The sequence below is a fragment of the Curtobacterium sp. PhB128 genome (assembly GCF_004340725.1).
In the GTDB taxonomy this organism is placed as follows: domain Bacteria; phylum Actinomycetota; class Actinomycetes; order Actinomycetales; family Microbacteriaceae; genus Curtobacterium.
Genome location: NZ_SLUR01000002.1, coordinates 279,755 through 299,962 on the forward strand (window position 1 = coordinate 279,755; position 20,208 = coordinate 299,962).

25 protein-coding genes are annotated in these 20,208 nt (G+C 71.5%); 20 read left to right on the top strand and 5 right to left on the bottom strand.

Translation table 11 applies throughout. From position 1 onward, the window contains the following. Window positions 1–59 precede the first annotated feature (59 nt). From EDF23_RS05420 to EDF23_RS05435, 4 genes are all read left to right on the top strand, one after another. Entirely contained in the window at window positions 60–554 is a 495-nt protein-coding gene (locus EDF23_RS05420; RefSeq protein ID WP_131920982.1) for a GNAT family N-acetyltransferase, read from the top strand. Then, window positions 551–1,291 carry an alpha/beta hydrolase gene (locus EDF23_RS05425; RefSeq protein WP_123339425.1) on the top strand — a complete coding sequence of 247 codons (741 nt, stop codon included), beginning with the start codon at window positions 551–553 and terminating at the stop codon, window positions 1,289–1,291. Before EDF23_RS05420 ends, EDF23_RS05425 begins: the two co-directional genes overlap by 4 nt. An 85-nt stretch (window positions 1,292–1,376) precedes the next feature. Then, entirely contained in the window at window positions 1,377–2,144 is a 768-nt protein-coding gene (locus tag EDF23_RS05430) for an HAD-IA family hydrolase (protein ID WP_111083533.1), read from the top strand. A gap of 76 nt (window positions 2,145–2,220) precedes the next feature. Then, window positions 2,221–4,731: a glycosyl hydrolase family 65 protein gene (locus tag EDF23_RS05435; RefSeq protein ID WP_123293055.1), complete on the top strand. Its 2,511-nt coding sequence runs from the start codon at window positions 2,221–2,223 to the stop codon at window positions 4,729–4,731. A gap of 40 nt (window positions 4,732–4,771) precedes the next feature. On the opposite strand, the gene EDF23_RS05440 is transcribed toward EDF23_RS05435, so the two are convergent. Both EDF23_RS05440 and EDF23_RS05445 read right to left on the bottom strand, forming a co-directional pair. Next, window positions 4,772–5,158 (bottom strand): VOC family protein, encoded by a 387-nt coding sequence (locus EDF23_RS05440; protein ID WP_131920984.1) that lies wholly within the window; start codon window positions 5,156–5,158, stop codon window positions 4,772–4,774. Next, the gene (locus tag EDF23_RS05445; protein ID WP_131920986.1) at window positions 5,155–5,670 is read right to left on the bottom strand and encodes a DUF1697 domain-containing protein; all 516 of its coding nucleotides are present in this window, start codon (window positions 5,668–5,670) and stop codon (window positions 5,155–5,157) included. The genes EDF23_RS05440 and EDF23_RS05445 overlap by 4 nt, the downstream gene beginning before the upstream one ends. A 90-nt stretch (window positions 5,671–5,760) precedes the next feature. On the opposite strand from EDF23_RS05445, the gene EDF23_RS05450 reads away from it, so the two are divergent. Both EDF23_RS05450 and EDF23_RS05455 read left to right on the top strand, forming a co-directional pair. Continuing rightward, window positions 5,761–6,333 carry a helix-turn-helix domain-containing protein gene (locus EDF23_RS05450; RefSeq protein WP_131920988.1) on the top strand — a complete coding sequence of 191 codons (573 nt, stop codon included), beginning with the start codon at window positions 5,761–5,763 and terminating at the stop codon, window positions 6,331–6,333. Beyond that, window positions 6,330–7,604, top strand: coding sequence for an MFS transporter (locus EDF23_RS05455; RefSeq protein ID WP_131920990.1), 1,275 nt, complete (start codon window positions 6,330–6,332; stop codon window positions 7,602–7,604). The genes EDF23_RS05450 and EDF23_RS05455 overlap by 4 nt, the downstream gene beginning before the upstream one ends. 19 nt (window positions 7,605–7,623) lie before the next feature. On the opposite strand, the gene EDF23_RS05460 is transcribed toward EDF23_RS05455, so the two are convergent. Next, window positions 7,624–7,887 carry a hypothetical protein gene (locus tag EDF23_RS05460; protein ID WP_111083527.1) on the bottom strand — a complete coding sequence of 88 codons (264 nt, stop codon included), beginning with the start codon at window positions 7,885–7,887 and terminating at the stop codon, window positions 7,624–7,626. Window positions 7,888–7,987: 100 nt separating this feature from the next. Between EDF23_RS05460 and EDF23_RS05465 the strand changes: the two genes are divergently transcribed. The 3 genes from EDF23_RS05465 (at window position 7,988) to EDF23_RS05475 (ending at window position 9,293) form a co-directional block, all read left to right on the top strand. After that, window positions 7,988–8,452, top strand: a complete 465-nt coding sequence (locus EDF23_RS05465; protein WP_131920992.1) for a prevent-host-death protein — start codon at window positions 7,988–7,990, stop codon at window positions 8,450–8,452. A gap of 127 nt (window positions 8,453–8,579) precedes the next feature. After that, entirely contained in the window at window positions 8,580–8,801 is a 222-nt protein-coding gene (locus EDF23_RS19560) for a hypothetical protein (protein ID WP_243648818.1), read from the top strand. Window positions 8,802–8,840: 39 nt separating this feature from the next. Then, entirely contained in the window at window positions 8,841–9,293 is a 453-nt protein-coding gene (locus tag EDF23_RS05475) for a hypothetical protein (protein WP_131920995.1), read from the top strand. Between the two features lie 166 nt (window positions 9,294–9,459). On the opposite strand, the gene EDF23_RS05480 is transcribed toward EDF23_RS05475, so the two are convergent. Next, on the bottom strand, window positions 9,460–10,932 hold the full coding sequence (locus EDF23_RS05480; protein ID WP_123293062.1) for an NCS2 family permease: 1,473 nt from the start codon (window positions 10,930–10,932) through the stop codon (window positions 9,460–9,462). 176 nt (window positions 10,933–11,108) lie between these two features. On the opposite strand from EDF23_RS05480, the gene folE reads away from it, so the two are divergent. From folE to EDF23_RS05505, 5 genes are all read left to right on the top strand, one after another. Next, window positions 11,109–11,702 carry a GTP cyclohydrolase I gene (gene folE / locus EDF23_RS05485; RefSeq protein WP_123293064.1) on the top strand — a complete coding sequence of 198 codons (594 nt, stop codon included), beginning with the start codon at window positions 11,109–11,111 and terminating at the stop codon, window positions 11,700–11,702. Further along, window positions 11,699–12,637: a dihydropteroate synthase gene (folP, locus tag EDF23_RS05490; RefSeq protein ID WP_131920997.1), complete on the top strand. Its 939-nt coding sequence runs from the start codon at window positions 11,699–11,701 to the stop codon at window positions 12,635–12,637. The genes folE and folP overlap by 4 nt, the downstream gene beginning before the upstream one ends. Continuing rightward, complete coding sequence (locus tag EDF23_RS05495; protein ID WP_131920998.1) at window positions 12,634–13,428, top strand: pyrimidine reductase family protein; 795 nt, start codon at window positions 12,634–12,636, stop codon at window positions 13,426–13,428. The genes folP and EDF23_RS05495 overlap by 4 nt, the downstream gene beginning before the upstream one ends. Before the next feature lie 10 nt (window positions 13,429–13,438). Next, complete coding sequence (locus EDF23_RS05500; protein ID WP_131921000.1) at window positions 13,439–14,092, top strand: HAD-IA family hydrolase; 654 nt, start codon at window positions 13,439–13,441, stop codon at window positions 14,090–14,092. A 115-nt stretch (window positions 14,093–14,207) separates the two neighbouring features. Next, window positions 14,208–14,750 carry a type 1 glutamine amidotransferase domain-containing protein gene (locus EDF23_RS05505; protein ID WP_131921001.1) on the top strand — a complete coding sequence of 181 codons (543 nt, stop codon included), beginning with the start codon at window positions 14,208–14,210 and terminating at the stop codon, window positions 14,748–14,750. Between the two features lie 61 nt (window positions 14,751–14,811). Here the strand turns inward: EDF23_RS05505 and EDF23_RS05510 are convergent, their stop codons facing one another. Then, window positions 14,812–15,348 carry a molybdenum cofactor biosysynthesis protein gene (locus EDF23_RS05510; RefSeq protein ID WP_131921117.1) on the bottom strand — a complete coding sequence of 179 codons (537 nt, stop codon included), beginning with the start codon at window positions 15,346–15,348 and terminating at the stop codon, window positions 14,812–14,814. Window positions 15,349–15,667: 319 nt separating this feature from the next. Between EDF23_RS05510 and EDF23_RS05515 the strand changes: the two genes are divergently transcribed. The 6 genes from EDF23_RS05515 to EDF23_RS05540 all read left to right on the top strand — a co-directional run bounded on the left by EDF23_RS05515 (window position 15,668) and on the right by EDF23_RS05540 (window position 20,192). Then, the gene (locus tag EDF23_RS05515; RefSeq protein WP_243648819.1) at window positions 15,668–17,266 is read left to right on the top strand and encodes an AlkA N-terminal domain-containing protein; all 1,599 of its coding nucleotides are present in this window, start codon (window positions 15,668–15,670) and stop codon (window positions 17,264–17,266) included. Further along, the gene (locus tag EDF23_RS05520; RefSeq protein ID WP_111083519.1) at window positions 17,263–17,775 is read left to right on the top strand and encodes an MGMT family protein; all 513 of its coding nucleotides are present in this window, start codon (window positions 17,263–17,265) and stop codon (window positions 17,773–17,775) included. Before EDF23_RS05515 ends, EDF23_RS05520 begins: the two co-directional genes overlap by 4 nt. 28 nt (window positions 17,776–17,803) lie before the next feature. After that, a complete protein-coding gene (locus EDF23_RS05525; protein ID WP_123293073.1) occupies window positions 17,804–18,064 on the top strand; it encodes a type II toxin-antitoxin system Phd/YefM family antitoxin in 261 nt (86 codons plus the stop codon). Further along, window positions 18,061–18,321, top strand: coding sequence for a type II toxin-antitoxin system RelE/ParE family toxin (locus tag EDF23_RS05530; protein WP_123293075.1), 261 nt, complete (start codon window positions 18,061–18,063; stop codon window positions 18,319–18,321). The genes EDF23_RS05525 and EDF23_RS05530 overlap by 4 nt, the downstream gene beginning before the upstream one ends. Before the next feature lie 158 nt (window positions 18,322–18,479). Next, complete coding sequence (locus tag EDF23_RS05535; protein WP_165901016.1) at window positions 18,480–19,301, top strand: alpha/beta hydrolase; 822 nt, start codon at window positions 18,480–18,482, stop codon at window positions 19,299–19,301. An 18-nt stretch (window positions 19,302–19,319) separates the two neighbouring features. Continuing rightward, window positions 19,320–20,192: a hypothetical protein gene (locus EDF23_RS05540; protein WP_131845918.1), complete on the top strand. Its 873-nt coding sequence runs from the start codon at window positions 19,320–19,322 to the stop codon at window positions 20,190–20,192. The last annotated feature ends 16 nt before the right edge of the window (window positions 20,193–20,208 follow it).

Genomic DNA, 20,208 nt, shown 5'->3' on the forward strand with positions numbered 1-20,208 from the left:
CGCATCACGCACCCGACCATTTCTGCTCACCGAGGGACCTCCGCCGGTACCGTCGAGGCGTGACGATCGAGCTGCGCCGGGTGACCGCGGACGAGTGGCAGACCTGGCGACCCGTCCGGCTGCGGGCGCTCGCCGACTCCCCGCACGCGTTCGGTTCGACGCTGCAGGACTGGGCGGACGCCCCCGAGCACCGCTGGCGGACACGCCTGTCGATCCCCGGTGCGCTCGACCTGCTGGCGGTCGCCGCCGAGGGCGACGTCGTCGGGATGGCGAGCGGTGTCCCGGGCGCCGACGCCGGTGCGCCAGCCGAACTCATCTCGATGTGGGTCGACCCCGCAGCCCGGGGCCGAGGCGTCGCACGTGCCCTGATCGAGACGATCGCGGAGTGGGCAGCGGCCTCCGGTGGCGGGGCGCTCGAACTCTCCGTGATGCCCGACAACACCGTCGCCCGGCACACCTACGAGCGCGCCGGGTTCACCGCACTCGACGAACCGGGCGCTCCCCTGCCCGACGGTCGGAACGAGGTGCTGATGCGTCGTACGGTGGTCGCATGAACCGAGTACTGCGGTGGACCGCGTGGATCGTCGCCGTGCTGCTGGTGGTCGTGGTGGTGTTCCTCGTCTGGGCGCACATCGTCATGCAGGGCACCCGCAGCGCTGCGCTGCAGGTCTGGCGCGACGACCGTGTGTCGGTCCAGGATGCCGGTGACTCCGTGGTGATGACGCCCACGGGGCAGGCCGACGGCAAGGGCATCGTGTTCATCCCGGGTGCGAAGGTCGATCCGTACGCGTACATGGCGACCTTCCGGCAGGTGGTCGCGAACGGCACGACGGTCGTCATCACGAAGCCGACGCTCAACCTCGCGTTCTTCGACACCCGGCCGCTCTCGACCTTCGAGGCGCACGCGCCGGACGTCGCGACCTGGGCGGTCGGCGGGCACTCGCTGGGCGGGGTCCGTGCCTGCCAGCTCGCGCAGGACGCGGACGGCCTGCTGCTGCTCGGCAGCTACTGCGCGAACGACATCAGCAGCTCGTACATCGACGTGCTGAGCGTCTCGGGCTCGCGTGACGGGCTCTCGACCCCCGACAAGGTCGACGCGGCCCGGCACCTGTTGCCGTCGACCGCGACGATGACCGAGGTCCAGGGTTCGAACCACGCCGACTTCGGCGCCTACGGGGACCAGCCGGGCGACCGCACGGCGACCATCAGCCGCGAGGCCGCCCGCGAGCAGATCTCCTCGGCGATCGAGGAATGGGCGCGCGACCTGCCGCCGGCCCCTGGCCTGCGCTGACGGCGCGGTCTGAACACGCGTGCTGGAGCGGTCCTAGACTCGACGAGAGCAACGTCCACGAACCCCGTTCCCTGAAGGGCTGCAGATGACGACGCCGACCCGGCGCACACCCGCGCGACTCGCGGACACGCGAGCGCTCCTGTTCGACCTGGACGGTGTCCTCACCCCCACCGCCGACGTGCACATGCGCGCCTGGAGCCGGCTCTTCACGCCGTACCTCGAAGCGCACGGGGTCGCGCCGTACACACAGGCCGACTACTTCGCGTACATCGACGGCAAGCCGCGGTACGACGGCGTGCGGTCGCTCCTCGAGTCGCGGGGGATCGACCTGCCGCAGGGCACCCCGGACGACGGCCCGGACGACGACACCGTGTGCGGTCTCGGCAACCGGAAGAACGCCGAGTTCACCGCCGAGCTGGACGAACACGGCGTCGAGCCGTACCCCGGCTCGCTCCGGTTCCTCACCGCCGCGATCGACGCCGGCTTCCACGTCGCGGTCGTCTCGAGCTCCGCGAACGCCGTCTCGGTGCTGCGGACCGCCGGCATCCTCGACCGGTTCACCGTCGTGGTCGACGGGCTCGTCGCCCGCCAGGACGGCCTGGCGGGCAAGCCCGCCCCCGACACCTACCTGGACGCCGCCGGGCGCTTCGGACTGACCGCCGCCGAGTGCGTCGTGGTCGAGGACGCCACCAGTGGTGTCGAAGCCGGCCGGAACGGGGCCTTCGGGCTCGTCGTCGGGGTCGACCGCGGAGCGGGCGCCGACGCGCTGCGTGAACACGGCGCCGACGTCGTCGTGACGGACCTCGCCGACCTGGTCGCGGACCTTCCCCACGCGACCACCAGCACGACGTAGCCAGCGCGCCGGAGGCGAGCCGCGCCTCCCGGTCGAACCGACGTCCCCACGCCACCCTCCCTTCCCACGGAGCACCATGAACCCCATCACCTCGGACCCGCTCGACCGCGTCCGGTACCCGATCGACGAGTGGGCACTCGTCGAGACCGAGTACACCCCTGACCAGCAGGGCGTCGCCGAGACGAACTTCGCCGTCGGCAACGGGTACCTCGGCCTGCGCGGCAACCTCGACGAGGGCCGCGGCGGTGTGCAGTACGGCACGTACATCAACGGGTTCCACGAGACCTGGCCGATCCGGCACGCCGAAGACGCCTTCGGGTTCGCCAAGACCGGCCAGACGATCATCAACGCGCCCGACGCCAAGGTGATCCGGCTCTACGTCGACGACGAACCCCTGGTGCTGGCCGAGGCGGACATCCTCCACCACACGCGGCGCCTCGAGTTCCGCGGCGGCTACCTGTTCCGCGAGACCGAGTGGTCGACGCCGTCCGGCAAGCGCGTGCTGATCCGGTCCCGCCGCCTGGTGTCGTTCACCGATCGGCACCTCGCCGTCATCGACTACGAGGTCACCGTGCTCGACGCGGACGCCTCGATCCTGCTGTCCAGCCAGATCCTGAACCGCCAGGACGTGCAGGACGAGTACCACGCGGGGATGCGGGCGGCCGCGAACGCCTTCGACCCGCGGAAGGCCGAGGCCTTCACCGACCGGGTGCTCGAACCGAAGCTCAAGCGCAGCACCGGTGCCCGTTCCCTGCTCGGGTACCAGGCGTCGAGTTCCGGCATGACGATCTGCGTCGGTGTGGAGCACCACCTCGAGACCGAGAACAGCTGGGACGAGTCGTCGTCGATCGACGACGACCTGGCGAAGCACGTCTACCGCGTCCAGGCGCGCGCCGGGCAGCCGATCCGACTCGTCAAGCACGTGGTGTACCACACCTCCCGCGGTGTCCCGGTGCGCGAACTCGCCGACCGCTGCGACCGCACGCTCGACCGGGCGCACGCCGAGAACATCGACGAGACGTTCGAGAAGCAGCGCGTCTGGCTCGACGACTACTGGGCACGCAGCGACGTCGAGATCGCCGGGCAGCCGGAGATCCAGCAGGCCGTCCGGTGGAACCTGTTCATGCTCGCGCAGGCCACGGCCCGCACCGACGGGCACGGCATCGCCGCCAAGGGCGTCACCGGCTCCGGCTACGGCGGGCACTACTTCTGGGACATGGAGATCTACGTCCTGCCGTTCCTGTCGTACACGGCGCCGATCGTCGCCCGGAACGCGCTGCGGTTCCGCTACAACATGCTCGACGCCGCACGCTCGCGGGCACGCGAGCTGAACCAGCGGGGTGCCCTGTTCCCCTGGCGCACGATCAACGGTGAGGAGTCGAGCGCGTACTACGCCGCCGGCACCGCGCAGTACCACATCGACGCCGACATCGCCCATGCCCTGATGCAGTACGTGCGGGCGTCCGGTGACACCGAGTTCCTGAAGCGCGGGGCGATCGACGTGCTCGTCGAGACCGCCCGGCTGTGGGCCGACCTCGGCTTCTGGCGCTCCAACGGCGACAAGAAGTTCCACATCGACGGCGTCACCGGGCCCGATGAGTACACGACCGTCGTCGACGACAACCTCTACACGAACGTCATGGCGCGGGCGAACCTGTGGTTCGCGGTGAACGCGTGCCGCGAACTCGCGGCCGACGACGTCGAAGAGTACGACCGGATGGTGCGCCGCACCGGTCTGCGCCCCGACGAGCTCGTCGAGTGGGAGCACGCCGCCGAGTCGATGGAGATCCCCTTCGATCCGCACCGCGGCATCCACCCGCAGGACGCCCAGTTCCTCGACAAGGAACTCTGGGACCTCGAGAACACTCCCGAGTCCAAGCGTCCGCTGCTGCTCCACTACCACCCGCTGGTCATCTACCGCTTCCAGGTGCTCAAGCAGGCTGATGTCGTGCTCGCGCTGTTCCTGCAGGGGCACGAGTTCACCGCGGCCGAGAAGCGCCGCGACTTCGACTACTACGACGCGCTCACCACGGGCGACTCGACGCTGTCGGCGGTCGTGCAGTCGATCATGGCGGCCGAGGTCGGGTACCACGACCTCGCCGACCAGTACTTCCAGACGGCGCTCTACGTCGACCTGGCCGACCTGCACGGCAACACCTCGGACGGCGTGCACATCGCGTCGACCGGGGGCATCTGGGGTGCGCTCGTCAACGGGTTCGGCGGCATGCGCGACCACGGTGGCCGGATGACGTTCAACCCGCGACTGCCGCGGCACTGGGACTCGTTGACCTACCGTCTGACCGTGCGCGGGTCGCGGGTCCGGGTCGACCTCGGGCAGGACGCCATGACCTTCACGGTCGAGACGGGTTCGGGCTTCACCGCCTGGGTGCACAACCAGCAGTGGGACATCGAGGCCGGCGAGCCGACCGTCGTGCCGTTGCCGCACCAGGGGCCGCGGATGTCCGGGCACGCACCGACCACGAGCGACATCCAGGGCACGCTCCGCGCCGACGGCTCCGTGATCACGGCGTCGATCCCGACGATCTCGCTCCAGCGCGACTTCGACGTGGACGAGACGACCGCGTAGGGCGTCACGCCGGCTGTCGGCAGGGGCCCGCTCGACCCGGTCAGCTCGCGACGAGCTCGACCTTGAAGCGTTCGGCGTCCTCCAGGAAGGCAGCACGGTGGTCTGGACCGCCGGCGTACGGGTGCCGGTCCTCGTAGAGGCGGGTCCAGCCGTGCGCCGGTGCGTCCGTCCACAGCTGCTCGACCTGTCCGGCGTCGCCGGCGTGGAACGCGAGGTGGCTCAGCCCGGGCCGTCGGCGGTCGTGCGCGCCGTCGAGCGGTGCGGCCTCGAGCACGACGTAGACGTCACCGAGTCGCCAGCTCCGGCCCGCTGGCCACTCCTGGAACGGCGTGTACCCGAGCTCGCCGAGCAGCCAGTCCCACGCCCTGCTCGCCGTGTCGAGGTGGGCGGTGCGGAGCTCGACGTGGTGCAGGGCTCCCCGGGTCACAGGAGCTTCCGGAGCGTGTTCGTGTTGCGCGTCGTGGTCGTGCGCTTGAAGCGTGCTGCTCCGGCCCGCTTCGCGAACGCGGTGTCCGTGCTCGACCCCTTCGGGCACGACCAGTACACGACCCCGTCACCCCGGGCGACCTGCTCGACCGTGGTGTCGAGCACGAGGTCGGCGAGCAGCGCATCGAGGGCGTCGTCGTCGGAGCCGAACACCACGTAGTCGTGCCGATCGTCGGCCCGGTCGAACGGGAACCGCTCGACGATGCCTTCGAGGTCGTCGTGCGGGACGAGCACGATCCACGCGTCGTAGCCGAAGCGGTCGCGGAGTGCCTGCTCGATCGTGGGCTTCAGGGTCGGCGCGTCGGCGTCCGTGCCGAACACCACGTTGCCGGACGCGAGCACCGTGCGGACGTCGTCGAAGCCGAGTCCACGGAGCAGTTCCGCGAGCTCGGCGTTCTTGATCGTGATGCCGTTGACGTTCACTCCGCGCAGCAGCGCGATCCACTTCGCCATGCCGGAACCGTAGCGCGGTGGCGGCCGTCTCAGCCGATCAACTACACAAGAAGCATTGCGCAAGAGTTCTTGTGCATCTATCGTCAGAGCATGACCGTGCGCAGACTCGACGACGCCGCCCACATGCGTGCCCTCGCCCACCCGACCCGACTGCGGATCGTCGGGCTCCTGCGTTCCGGTGGACCGCAGACTGCGGCGATGCTCGGCGACGAGATCGACGAGGCACCCGGCACGATCAGCTACCACTGCAAGCGCCTGGCCGACGCGGACTTCATCGAGCCGGCGCCGGAGCTCGGTTCGGACCGGCGGGAGCGGTGGTGGCGTGCGACTGCGGACCACACGTCGTGGGACCTCGCCGATGCGTTCGACGACACGGAACGGATGCTCGCCACGACGGCACTCGACCACACCGTCGCCGATGCGTACGCGGCCGAGTACGGGCGGTTCATCGACCAGGCGCCGGTACTCGGCCGTGAGTGGGTCGCGGCGTCGACCAGCTCCGACGAGGTGCTGCGGCTGACCGCCGAGGAACTCACCGGCCTCGGCGCCGAACTGCGTGCCGTCGTCGAGCGATGGACGGCCGTGAGTGACGCGCACACGCCGGGTGACGGGTCGGAGCGCGTCATCGCCGTCACGCAGAGCTACCGGATGGGGCGACCGTGAACGCCCGGGCACGGTTGCGGGCGCTGCTCGCGGTCCAGGTCGTCTCGCGGACCGGCAACGTCGTCACGACCGTGGCCGTGCCCTTCGCCGTCCTGGCCCGGGGCGGCTCGGCGACGGACGTCGGGATCGCCGCCTTCGCCGCGACGGTGCCGATCGTCCTCGGCGGCCCGTTCGGCGGGGCGCTCGTCGAGCGGGTCGGGTTCGTCCGTTCGAGTGTGGCGTCGGACCTCGTCAGCGGTGCGACCCTCCTGGCGATGCCGATCCTCGCCTGGACGGTGGGTCTGCCGTTCTGGGCACTCCTGGCGCTCGTGTTCGTGAGCGGCCTGTTCGACCTGCCCGGGGAGTCCGCACGCCGGGTCCTGCTCCCGGGGCTCGCACGATCGGCCGGCGTCCCGCTGGAGCGCGCGGTCGGTCACTTCGAGGCGTCCCAGCGACTCTCGGTGCTCATCGGCGCGCCGCTCGGCGGGGTGCTCGTCGCGGCTGCCGGACCGATGGCCGCCCTCGTCTGCACCGCGGTGGCGTTCAGTACCGCAGCGCTGCTCGCTGCGGTACTGGTCCGGCCAGCGGGCGACGACGCAGCGGGCGACGACGCAGCGGGTGCGAGCGCTGATGCGGCTCCGACCAACGGGTACTGGCGGGACATCGCCGAGGGCTTCCGGTTCTGCGTCCGCGACCCGTTCTTCCGGCTCGTGATCGCCCTCGTGCTGATCACGAACCTGCTCGACGCGGCCCGGTCGACGACGTTGCTCCCGCTCTACGCCGCCGACACACTCGGCGGGGCGCAGGCGCTGGGCTTCGTGACCGGGACCTTCGGCGGTGCGGCGTTCCTCGGCTCGGTGGCCTTCGGGTACGTCGCACACCGCGTCCCCCGTCGGATCACGTTCGTCGTGTGCTTCGTGCTCGCCGGTGGGCCTTCACTCCTGGTGCCGGCGCTCGGCCTCGGGCTGCCGTGGATGCTCGTTGCCTCGGCGCTGTCGGGCCTCGCCGCCGGCGCACTCAACCCGATCCTCGGTGCGGTCGAGCTCGAGCGCATCCCGGTGCACATGCGCGCCCGGGTGTTCGGGCTGCTCGGAGCTGGGTCGTGGGCGGGCATCCCGCTCGGCGGACTGCTCGCCGGGTTCGCGGCCGAGGGCGTCGGTGTGCAGGCGACGTTCGGAGCGGTCGTCGTGCTCTACACCGTCGTGACGCTCGCGCCGCTGACAGGTGGCGCCTGGCGTCTCATGGAACGACCGGCTCCGGAGCGGGCGCCGGTCGAGCGCGTGACGACGTAGTCCGCATCCGGGGCGGCGCTCACGTCCACGTCCGCGCGACGCCCCAGCCGCTGCCCTCGGGCACGATGTCGACCACCAGCGTGTCCCCGTCGTCGGCCGTGGCCTGGAAACGCCAGCCGACCGTGCGCTCGGGGGCGTGGGTGATGGCGGTCGGCAGCTCGGCCCGCGTCACGGTCAGACGGGTCGGGGTGTCGCTCACCCGCCAACGGCGCCCGCCCCAGACCAGCCGGCTCGGTGCGCCCTCGGACCACCACACCGTGGCGGCCGTCTCCGTGATCATCATCGGGTCTCCTCGTTCGAACGTGTGTTCGAATGCTAGGTCGCAATCGAACGGCGAGCAACTGCGGGTTGTGTTCAGAACGCGTTCTGAATACGCTGGATCCATGACCCTGACCGCCCCTCCTCGCTCGCGTCGTGCCGTCCAGTCGTCCGACCTCTCCCGCCATTCGAGAGAAGTGTTCGCCGCGGCTGAAGAAGAGCCGCTCGAAGTCACGCGGCGCGATGGAAAAGCGCTCGTGCTCACCACGAAGGAACGCTCGGACGACGATGATGCGGTCCTCGAGATCGCTGCGCAGCTGATCGCTGCGGTGACCGTCAACGAGGGGCTGCCGCTCCACGATCGACTCGCCATCCCCTACCCGTGGATCAAGCTCCTGAGTCGAGACGACCAGCAGCGATTCGCACGTGAGATCGTCGACGTGGCTCGTGGATCGTTCTCGCTCAGGCAGCCGCGTGCCTTGCTCGTCGAGATGCAGGCGTGGCGCAGCAGTGCCGAGGCGATCGCGGCGGGCTGGAGCACCGGCGAACCCGAACTCCTCGAGCACCCGATCGTCCTCGACGCGCCGTGAAGCCGTGGTCAGTCGCGGCACCGGTGTCCCCCGTCCGGTACGGACGACGGAGTTCACGGTCGTCCTCGGTACGCGCTCGGCAGAACACGGCTGGCGAGACGTCCTGGCGACACAGCGGAACGCAGTCGTGTCAGCCTGGGAGCGGTTGACCAGCGATCCCTTGTCCGAAGACCTGGCCTGCCATGCGCTCCGCGGTGCGCTCGGCGTCGTCCGGTACTCGGGTCGCGAATGGACACGTCGGCAGCTCGAACTGAAGCGGGGCGCGCGGATCTGGTTCACGGTGGACGAGGCGGATCGAGTCGTCTGCATCACAGACGTCCACACGCGCCATCCCAACCAGACGAAGTGACTGCGCCTGACCTCGGATGCCCTCGTGTAGACGGGGAGCATGACGAACGACGATCAGGGCCCCGACGAAGAGCACCAGGTCCCCGCGGGGGTCTCCGACGCCACGGTGGAGGCACTCGGCACACTGTCGGCTGCGGTCGAGGTCATCGAGCACGCCCGCGGCCTGCTCTACGGCTTCCACCGCCTGACGGGCACCGCCGACCTGAACCTCGGCGAAGCCGTCGAGCAGCTCCGGAAGGCCGGCCACACCGAACTCGCCGACCGCATCGACACGGAGCTCGTGGGTCGCAACGTCATCGCCGGCCGCTGGACGTTCCAGGTCGTCGAGGACTACGACGACGGGTACTACGCGCTCGCGAAGGAGCTGGAGCGCACTGCGCGGGACGAACTCGTGCAGGGGCGCCGTCACCTGTTCGAGGCGGGCATGAAGGAGGACCGGCGGTCCGGCGGTCGACGCCACCACGAGGCGACGCCGGGCGACCTGCCGGACTGAGCACGGGCCTCCCGGCCGGCCCGAACGCGAAAGCGACAGTTCTCCGCGGATGTTTCGCGGACAACTGTCGCTTTCGTGGACCACCCTCGGACGGCCCCACAGGAACTGTCGCTCTTGCAGACCAGCCCCGGCCCGGCCCGGCCAGCCCCTGCCCAGCCCCCCGGCCTCAGCCGACGCCGAGCAGCGCCTCGAGCGGCCCTCGTGCGAAGTACAGCAGGAAGCCCGCGGCGACGACGTAGAGCAGCCACGACACCTCGCGACCCCGGCCGGACAGCAGCTTGATGAGGACCCAGCTGATGAAGCCGACGCCGATGCCGTTCGCGATCGAGTAGGTGAGCGGCATGACGACGATCGTCAGGAACGCGGGCAGGGCCGAGCCGAAGTCCGTCCAGGAGATGTCCGCGACCTGCGCGACCATCAGGGCGCCGACGACGACGAGTCCGGCGGCGGCGACCTCGAGCGGGACGACCTGCGTGAGCGGGGTGAGGAACATCGACGCCAGGAACAGCAGGCCGGTGACGACCGACGCCATGCCGGTGCGTGCGCCCTCGCCGATGCCGGCGGCGGAGTCGATGAAGACGGTGTTCGACGACACCGAGGCGCCACCGCCGGCGATCGCGCCGACGCCCTCGACGACGAGCGCCGACTTCAGGCGGGGGAACGTGCCGTCGGGCTTCGCGACGCCGGCGGCCTTCGCCAGGCCGGTCATGGTGCCCATCGCGTCGAAGAAGTTCGTGAACACGAGGGTGAAGACGAGCATCGACGCGGCCAACGGCCCGATGCGGCTGAATGCACCGAACAGGTCAGCGTGGCCGACGAGCGACAGGTCGGGGAACGCGAAGAGCGCACTCGGCAGGCCCGGGGCGTTGAGGTTCCAGCCGGTCTTCGAGTCGACCGACGTCGGCACCTGGAAGATCGCCTGCAGGATGATCGCGATGATCGTCGTGGCGACGATCCCGATGAGCAGGGCGCCCTTGACCTTGCGGGCCATGAGCGTGCCGATGATGACCAGGCCGATCAGGAACACGATGGTCGGCAGGGCGCCGACGGAGCCGTCCTCACCGAGCTGCAGGGGCGGCGACGCGAGCCCGGACGAGCGCACGAAGCCCGAGTCGACGAGGCCGATGAAGGCGATGAACAGGCCGATGCCGACGGTGATCGCTGCCTTCAGCTGCGCCGGGACGGCGGTGAAGATCATCGTCCGGATCCCCGTCAACGCCAGGACCACGATGATCACGCCGTTGATGACGACGAGTCCCATCGCCTCGGCCCAGGTGACCTGCTGCACGACGCTGACGGCCAGGAACGAGTTGATCCCGAGGCCCGCGGCGATGCCGAACGGCAGGTTCGCGATGACGCCCATGGCGATGGTCATCAGGCCGGCGACGAGGCCGGTCGCGGCGGCGACCTGCGCGTTCTCGAGCCAGCCGCCGGAGACGTCCTTGGCGGCCTGGTCGGCGCTGAACCCACCGAGGATCAGCGGGTTGAGGATGACGATGTACGCCATCGTCACGAACGAGACGAGTCCGCCTCGCACCTCGCGCGGGATCGTGGATCCGCGCTTCGTGATGGAGAAGTATCGATCGAGGCCGGTCGCGAAGCGGTTCCGGGGTGGGGTGTCGGTCTTCGTGGCGCTCACCGAGCAAGTTTAAAGCCTGCTGGGTTTCCGGCATGTCACAGGATCCTCACAGGGCGCGCAGGGTGCGCCGATGTCCGACCGGGAGGCCCGACCCGCGTGATCGGGGGACGTCACGCCGTGCGCCGGCTCGCGTTCTCCGGCCATGGCTGGTGTTGGATGGACCGGTGACGTCACGCATGGACCGTGCCCGCGTCGAGGCCGCGGTGCGCGAACTCCTGCTCGGCATCGGCGAGGATCCCGACCGCCCCGAACTCGAACGCACACCCGCTCGGGTCGCCGACTCGTACGCCGAGTTCTTCGCCGGCATCGGCACGGACGCCGTGGCCATCGCCCGCGACGGCACCGTGCACGCCGAGGACGGTGAACGCGGCCGACTCGTCATCGTCCGCGACGTGAAGTTCCGGTCCGTCTGCGAGCACCACCTGCTGCCGTTCCTCGGGGTCGCGCACCTGGCCTACGCGCCGGGTGACCGTCTGATCGGGCTCGGAACGCTCTCGCGGGTGCTCGACGCCGTGGCCTCGCGTCCGCAGCTGCAGGAGCGGCTGGGCGAGCAGGTCGCCGCGACGATCGCCGAGGGGCTCGGTGCCGAGGGGGTCCTCGTGGTCCTCGACGCGCAGCACCAGTGCGTGACGACCCGTGGGGAGCGCCAGACCGGGTCGACGACGGTCACGGTCGCGGCGAACGGCTCGCTGGCCGACGCCGCGGGCCGGGCCGAGGCGATCGCGCTCATCGGTGCGGGGCGAGTACCCGACCCCGAGGCGGACGCGTGACGTCTGAGGGGGCCGCCACGGGCCTCCAGGCAGGATCGACCGCACCCGGCTGGGTCGTGCCGGACCTGCGGCAGCCGGTCCGCACGATCGGACGCCGAACGTTCGACTTCGACCACCGCATCGCCGTGATGGCGATCGTGAACCGCACGCCCGACTCGTTCCACGACCGCGGTGCCACCTTCGAGCTCGACCGCGCCGTCGCCGCCGCCGTCCGGGCTGCCGAACAGGGCGCCGACTGGGTCGACATCGGCGGCGTGAAGTTCGCTCCGGGGCCGGAACTGCCCGCTGCGGACGAGGTCGACCGCGTCGTGCCCGTCGTCGAGCAGCTCGCCCAGGAGTCCGACGTCACCATCAGCGTCGACACGTTCCGCCCCGAGGTCGCCGCAGCGGCGATCGCAGCTGGCGCGAGCGTGGTCAACGACACCACCGGCCTGTCCGATCCCCGGATGGCGGCCGTCGTCGCGGACTCCGAGGCGACGATCGTCATCACGCACTCGCTCGCCGAACCCCGACGGCCCCTCGCAGCGCCGCCGCAGTACGACGACGTCACCGCGTCCGTCGTCGGGTTCCTGCGGGAGCGCGTCGACCGGGCGCTCGCCGCGGGGATCCCGGAGTCGCGGATCGTCGTCGACCCGGGCCACGACCTCAACAAGAACACCGTGCACACGCTCGAGGTGACCCGGCGCCTGCCCGAGGTCGTGGCGCTCGGCTACCCGGTGCTCGCGGCGGTGTCGAACAAGGACTTCGTGGGGGAGTCGCTCGGGCGTCCCCGCGGCGAACGCCTGGCGGGGTCGCTCGCCGTCGCGACCGTGAGCGCGATGCTCGGGGCGCGGATCGTCCGGATGCACGACGTCGCCGAGAGCGTCGACGCGATGCGCATGGTCGAGGCGACGCTCGGCTGGCGCGCCCCGGTGGAAGCACGGCACAACACGTGAACCTCCTGCCCCCGTCGATCGCGGACCTGTCCGACGACGGCCTCATCGACCTGTACACCGCGGGTGCCTCGGCGCCGTGGCTGCGGGTGAACTTCGTGGCGACGCTCGACGGGTCCGCCTCGGCCGCCGGGGTCTCGGGGTCGCTCGGCGGCCCGGACGACCTGCGCGTGTTCGACCTGCTCCGCCGGGTCGCCGACGTGGTGCTCGTCGCAGCCGGCACCGTGCGTGACGAGGGCTACGGGCCGATGGTCCTGCACGACGCCGACGTGGCCTGGCGCCGGGCGCACGGCCTGCCCGACCACCCGGTGTTCGCGATCGTGTCGCGGTCACTGTCACTGGACGCCGGATCCCGGGTGTTCACCGAGGCCCCGGTCCGGCCCGTCGTCCTGACCTCCGCGGCTGCGGCGGCGTCGGACGCCGGGGTCGCGCTGTCGTCCGTCGCCGACGTCGTGCCCTGCAGTACCGACACCGACACCGACCCCGACTCGGTCGACGTGTCGCTCGTCCGCGACGCACTGGTGGCGCGGGGGCTCGGCACGATCCACTGCGAGGGCGGGCCGTCGTTCCTCGGGTCGCTCATCGCCGCGGACGCCGTCGACGAGCTGACCTTGACGATCGACCCGTCGCTCGAGGGCGGCGCCGGGCCCCGGATCGCCCGCGGCAGTTCCCCGGAGCTGCGACGGATGCGGCCCGCGCACGTGCTCCGCGGTGCGGGTGACGTGCTGCTGACCCGGTACGTCCGGGCGGAGCCGTCCGCCCGAGTCTCGGTGCCGGTCGACCGCGTCGGCTAGGGTCGGGCGCGTGATCGACATCGTGGCGTCCGGGGTCCTCTTCGACATGGACGGGACGCTCGTCGACTCGACCGCGGTGGTCGAGGCGACCTGGACGAGGTTCGGTCAGGACCGCGGCATCGAGCCCGCCGAGATCCTCGCCTTCTCGCACGGCCGGCAGGCGATCAGCACGATCGAGCACTTCCTGCCCGGACTGGACCGCGACGAACAGCTCCGCATCGCCGCCGCACTGGTCGCCGAGGAGAGCGCGAGCAGCGAGGGCATCTTCGAGATCCCCGGCGCCGCAGCCTTCGTCGACCGGCTCCTCGACGCGGGGGTCCCGGTGGCGCTCGTGACGAGTGCGCCGCGCGACCTGGCCGCCGGCCGGATGGCGGCAGCGGGCCTGACCATGCCGACGGCGTTCGTGCCGTCCGAGGACGTCGAGCACGGCAAGCCGCACCCCGACGGGTACCTGCGCGGTGCCGCACTGCTCGGTGTCGCGGCAACCGACTGCGTGGCGTTCGAGGACGCCCCCGCCGGCCTCGAGTCGGCCATCGCCTCCGGAGCGACCACGGTCGTCGTCGGCCCGCACGAGTCGGACGTCACGGCGGGGCTCTACCGGGTGTCGGGGTACGAGGGCATCACCGTCGAGCCCGAAGGGTCCGCTTTCCGCATCCGCGGCTGAGGACCCGCTGCGTCCTGCGGGAACGCCCAGCGCTCCCCGACGACCCTCGGGTGTGCGGCCGGAACAACCGGGCCGCACGTGCGGCCGGAACCACCGTGCCGCGGAAGGAGCGACCATGGCAACCCTGGACGGCAAGAAGGTCCTCGTCATCGCGACGAACTACGGCGTGGAGCAGGACGAGATCGTCGTGCCCGTCGACCAGCTCCGCGAGCGCGGCGCGACGGTGACCGTGGCGGCGCAGGACTCCGGTTCGATCGCGACCCTCGTCGGCGACAAGGACCCCGGCAAGTCCCTCGACCCCGACACCACCATCGCCGGTGTCAACGTGACCGGGTACGACGCGCTCGTGGTCCCCGGTGGCACCATCAACGCCGACACCCTGCGACAGGACAACTCGGCGGTCTCCCTGGTGACGGCCTTCGTCGAGGCGAACAAGCCCGTCGCGGCGATCTGCCACGGCCCGTGGACCCTCATCGAGGCCGGTGTGCTGCGCGGACGGACGATCACCTCGTTCCCGTCGCTGCAGACCGACGTCCGGAACGCCGGCGCCGAGTGGGTCGACCAGGAAGTCCAGGTCGACGGCGGCATCATCACCTCGCGGAACCCCGACGACCTGCGGGCCTTCGTCGACGCGATCGAGAGCGCGCTGACCGCGTGAGCACGGTGCGCTGCCGCTGACGGCCCTGCCGCTGCCGGCGCTGCCTCTGTGGGCGCCGCCGTCAGCCCAGCGCGACGGGGCGGGTCGTCCGGAGCACCGCGGGTCCGAGGGTGAGCACGCCGTCGGACTCGGGGTCGCACCGCACCCCGCCCCGTCCACGCATCGCCCGGAACGCACCCGGCGCCACCTCGTGGTCCATCCAGGCGCACGGGTTCGCCGGCCGGTACCCGCGGAACAGCACGGCACCGCTGCCGGGGCTCTGCAGCAAGAACGGCTCGCCCCGGAGCGCCTCGACGTCGGCGCCCCGCAGGAACACGTTCCGCCGGGTCGCCACGGGGTCGACCGGCACGCCGAGTGATCGTCCGACCTCCTCGAGGCCCTCGAGCCCGATGACCGTCACCGAGGCGTGCACGTGCGCCCGCGCCGCGAAGTAGCGGTCGCCGACGATGCCGAGTCCCGCACGCAGTTCGATGCGGTCGCGCAGCTCGTCCGGGTCGTCCGACCGGACCGGCACGGCACCGTCGGCCGGCCTGCCCTCGTAGCGGTGGCGGCGCGACACGAGCAGCAGCGCGACCTCGACGTCGGTCCGGAACGGCAGGTCGACGGAGTCGGCGACCTCGGCGAGCCCGGCGAGCTCGTCGGAGCCGACCCGGTGGTCAGACCCGGCCACGTCGTCTCCGGAGGTCACCCGCCCAACGCTAGCCGGGCCTCCCGGTCGACGCCGTGCCGTCGTCGGTACTGCGCCGAGGTTCCACAACACGCCGTCGGTGTGGCGCCGAGGTTCCACGGGCGAGCACATCGAGCGCCGACATGCCGAGATCTCGGAACCTCGGGCCGCCCGCCACCCGCACCACGCGACGTGCCGCGGCGTCCGATTTCCGCCAGTCGCGGTCGGTGGTGCGTGTCAGGCTGGGCCCGTGACCATCCCCGGAACCGACCAGCTGCATGCCGAGCGCTACCGCGTCGTCGCCTCGCGCGACGCACGCTTCGACGGCCAGTTCGTCACCGCCGTGCACTCCACGGGCATCTACTGCCGACCGAGCTGCCCGGCACGCACGCCCCGCGAGACCGGCGTCACCTTCTACCGCACGAGTGCAGCAGCGCACCTGGCCGGCTTCCGTGCCTGCAAGCGCTGCCTGCCCGAAGCGACCCCCGGCAGCCCCGAGTGGGACCTGCGCGAGGACGTCGCCGGCCGCGCCATGCGCCTCGTCCTCGACGGCGTCGTCGAGCGCGACGGCGTCCCGGGGCTCGCCGCACGGGTCGGCTACTCCGAACGCCAGCTCAACCGCATCATGACGGCCGAGCTCGGTGCCGGCCCGAAGGCGCTCAGCCGCGCACACCGCGCCCAGACGGCACGCACGCTGCTGACGTCGTCGGACCTGCCCATCGCGGACGTCGCCTTCGCGGCCGGGTTCGCGAGCGTCCGCCAGTTCAACGAGACCGTCCGCGAGGTCTTCGCCGTCACCCCGTCCGAGCTGCGCGCCCGTCGGACGCTCCGGCCCGCGTCCGACGGCGCACTGCACGTGCACCTGCCCGCGCGGTCGCCGTTCGACGCGCAGGGGCTCCTCGACTGGCACGCACTGCACGCCCTGCCGGGCCTGGAGCAGGTGGACACCGACGAATCCGGGCGGGTCACCTCCTACGGACGGCTGCTCGACCTGCCGGGAGGCCCGGGCTGGTTCAGCGCATCGGCCGCGGTCGCAGGGACGGCCGGTTCCACGGCCGCCGGTCGCGGTACCGGGATCGACCTGCGGGTGCGCGTCACCGACCTGTCCGACCTGCCGACGCTCGTCGCCCGCGTCCGGTCGTACTTCGACCTCGATGCCGACCCGGTCGCCGTCGACGCGGTGCTCGGCTCCGTGCCCGAGCTCGCTGCGGCCGTGCAGCGGGTCCCCGGCCTGCGGCTGCCCGGTGCCGTCGACGCGCACGAGATCGTGTTCCGCACCCTCATCGGGCAGCAGGTCTCCGTCGCCGCGGCCCGGACGGCCCAGACGCGGCTCGTGGCGGCGCTCGGTACCGCGGTGCCGTCGGCGATCCTGCCGGACGGCCTGCTGTTCCCGTCCGCCGAGGTCATCGCTGGCCGTGGGCGCGAGGTGCTGCGCGGTCCTGCCGCCCGCGTCGACACGATCCTGCGGGTCGCCGCGGCGTTCGCCGACGGGTCGCTCGTGGTCGACGGCGGACAGTCCCTCGACGAGCTGCGCGAGCGGCTGTTGGCGGTGAAGGGCATCGGGCCGTGGACCGCCGACTACGTGGCGCTCCGGGTCCGGCACCACCCCGACGTGTTCCTCCACAGCGACCTCGCGGTGCGCAACGGTGCACAGGAACTCGGACTGCCCGGTACGGCGCGCGAGCTCTCCCTATGGTCGGAGCAGGTGGCGCCCTGGCGGAGCTACCTGACGATGCACTGCTGGCGACCGATCATCGACCGCGCGATCGCGACGGCCGCCGGTGCGCGGGTGCACGGCACCGGCCGTGCGCGGCACGAAGACAACGACCCTCGGAAGGACGAACGATGACCGACGCAACCATCCAGACCCTGGACACCCCGGACGGGGCCTTCACCGTGCTCGAGGACGCCGAGGGCCGTGTCCTCGCCTCGGGCTGGACCGACTCCGTCGACCGGATCCTCGGGCGGCTCGCCGACCGGTACCGGCCCAGTCGCATCGTCGACGGCACGGTCGCCGCCGCTGATGCCGTGGACGCCTTCTACTCGGGCGAGGTCGAGCACGCCATGCAGGTGCCGGTGCGGCAGTTCGGCACCGACCTGTTCACCGAGGGGTGGCGGCAGCTCCGCCGCATCCCCGCCGGCGGCACCCTGACCTACACCGAGTTCGCGGGGGCGATGGGTCGCCCGGACGCCGTGCGGGCCGCCGCCAGCGTGTGCGCACGGAACGCTCCCGCACTGTTCGTGCCGTGCCACCGGGTGCTGCGGTCGGACGGCACGCTCGGGGGCTTCGCGTGGGGGCTCGACGTCAAGCGATCGTTGCTCGAACGGGAGTCGGTCGGCACCACGGCGCTCGTCTGAGTTGTACAAAACGCTCTAGAATGTACAGGTGAGCGAAGTGTCGATCTCCGAAGCACGTGGCCGCCTGGCGTCGATCATCGACGACGCCCGGCACGAACCCGTCTACCTGACCCGGCGCAACAAGCGCGTCGCGGCGGTGGTGGACGCGGATGTCCTGGACCGCCTGCTCGAGGCGGCCGAGGACCTCGACGACCTGGTCGCGTACGACGCTGCCATCGCGGAGAACAAGCGCATCGGCGGCGAGAACGTGCAGTGGGACGATCTCAAGCGCGAACTCGGACTCGGATGACCTGGTCGGTCGAGGTCATCCCGTCCGCGCAACGTGTCATCCGCAAGCTCCCGCCCGACGGTCGTCGGCGGATCGAGGGACTCCTCGCGATCCTCGCCGACCACCCGCGGCCCCCGGCAGCTCGGAAGCTCGTGAACCGACCCGGTTGGCGGGTGCGATCAGGTGACTACCGTCTGATCTACGAGATCGACGACGGCCGACTCATCGTGATCGTCGTCGATGCCGGCCACCGCCGAGCGATCTACCGCGACCGCTGAGCGGAGCCGGAGCCGGACCCGGACCCGGATCGGTCGTCTCCCCCTGGTTGCGGGTGGTGACGTGGGAGCGCTCCGATGCCATGCTTCGAGGACCGACCCGCCCGGTCCCTCCCGAGGACCCGACGCAGCGCCGTCGAACCACCCTCGGAAGGCCCCCAATGGACCAGCACGTCGACCGCACGGTCGTCTCCGCCGACGGCACGGTGATCGCCGTGTCCGACGCGGGGACCGGTCCGGCGCTCGTCGTGGTCGGTGGCGCCTTCGACCACCACGGCACCCCCACCGTCGAGCACCTGACCGGCGGCCTGCAGGACCGCTACCGGGTCATCACGTACGACCGGCGGGGCCGCGGTGCGAGCGGCGACACCACCCCGTGGACGATCGAACGCGAGGTCGAGGACCTCGCGGCCGTCGTCGCGAGTGTGGACGGACCCGTCGCCGCGCTCGGCCTCTGCGTCGGCGCGGGGGTGGTCCTCCGGGGCCTCGCCGCCGGCGTCGCGCTCGGGGCCGCCGTGCTGTGGGAGCCGCCGTACCGAGCGACGGTCGACCCGCACGCCGACGACGTCGTCTTCGCCGACCTGCTCGACGAGCACGTCGCCGCCGGCCGTCGCGCCCAAGCGGTCCGGGCGTTCCTCGCGCACGTCCTGGGGGTGCCGATGGGGCAGATCTCGGCGCTGCGGCTGAAGGGTGCGCTCTGGCGGTCGCTCGTCGTCGACGCCCACGTGCTCAGCCGCGACGTGCGGGTGCTCAACGGCCTGGCGATCCCGGAGCGGGTGGCAGCAGCGGTCGGTGTCCCGGTGCTCGTCGCCGCGGGCAGCGACGGCCACGAGTGGATGCGGCAGGCGGCCCGAGCGGTCGTCGAGGCCGTGCCGGGCTCGGGCTACGTCGAGGTCCCCGGGCAGGGTCACGTGCCCGACCCGGCTGCGATCGGCGCCGTGCTCGACGGGTTCCTGGTCCGGGTCGTCTCACCGAGCAGCTGACTGCGAGAGGATGGCGTGGTGAACGCACCTCGTCTCGGTCTCCTGCTCGACGTCGACGGGCCCATCGCCAGCCCCGTCTCCCGCACCATCGCGATCCCGAGCATCATCGAGGACCTCGTCGCCCTCGCCGCCGAGGGCATCCCCGTCGTCTTCAACACCGGCCGGAGCGACGCATTCATCCGGAGCGAGGTGGTCGGTCCGCTGCTCGCCGGTGGTCTCGCCGAGGGTGGACGCGTGCACGCCGTCTGCGAGAAGGGCGCCGTCTGGTGCTCGATCGGCCCGCAGTACGAGGGCGGGATGAGCGAGCTCACCGTCGCCGACGACCTGGCGCTCCCGCGCGACTACGCCGACGAGATGCGCGAGCTCGTCCGCACCGAGTACGCCGACCTGGTGTTCTTCGACGAGACGAAGCGCGCCATGGTGTCGATCGAGCAGCGGGTGGAGGTGCCGAACGCCACGTACCTGGCCCGGCAGCCCGAGTTCGACGCGAAGGCGATGGCGGCCCTCGAGCGTCGCGGCCTGGGCGTGCGCCGTCTCGACGACGTCCGACCCGACGCCGACGGCGCCGTGCAGTGGCGGATCGACCCGACGATCATCTCGACCGACGTCGAGTCCGACCGCAGCGGCAAGGACATGGGCGCCGAGCGGTCGCTCGAGCTCCTGGCGCAGGACGGCGAGCTGCCGACGGCCTGGCGCACGATGGGCGACTCGCGCAGCGACTACGCGATGGCGGACTGGCTGCACGCGAACGGCCACGAGGTCGCGCACGTCGACGTCCGTCCCTCGGACGGCGTGCCGGCGACGCCGTACCCGGTGCTCACCGCACCCGACGGGGTGATCCACGACGAGGCCGGAGCGCGGTTCCTGGCGGACTGGCGCCGATCCGCCTGAGCCGAGCCGGGCCTCC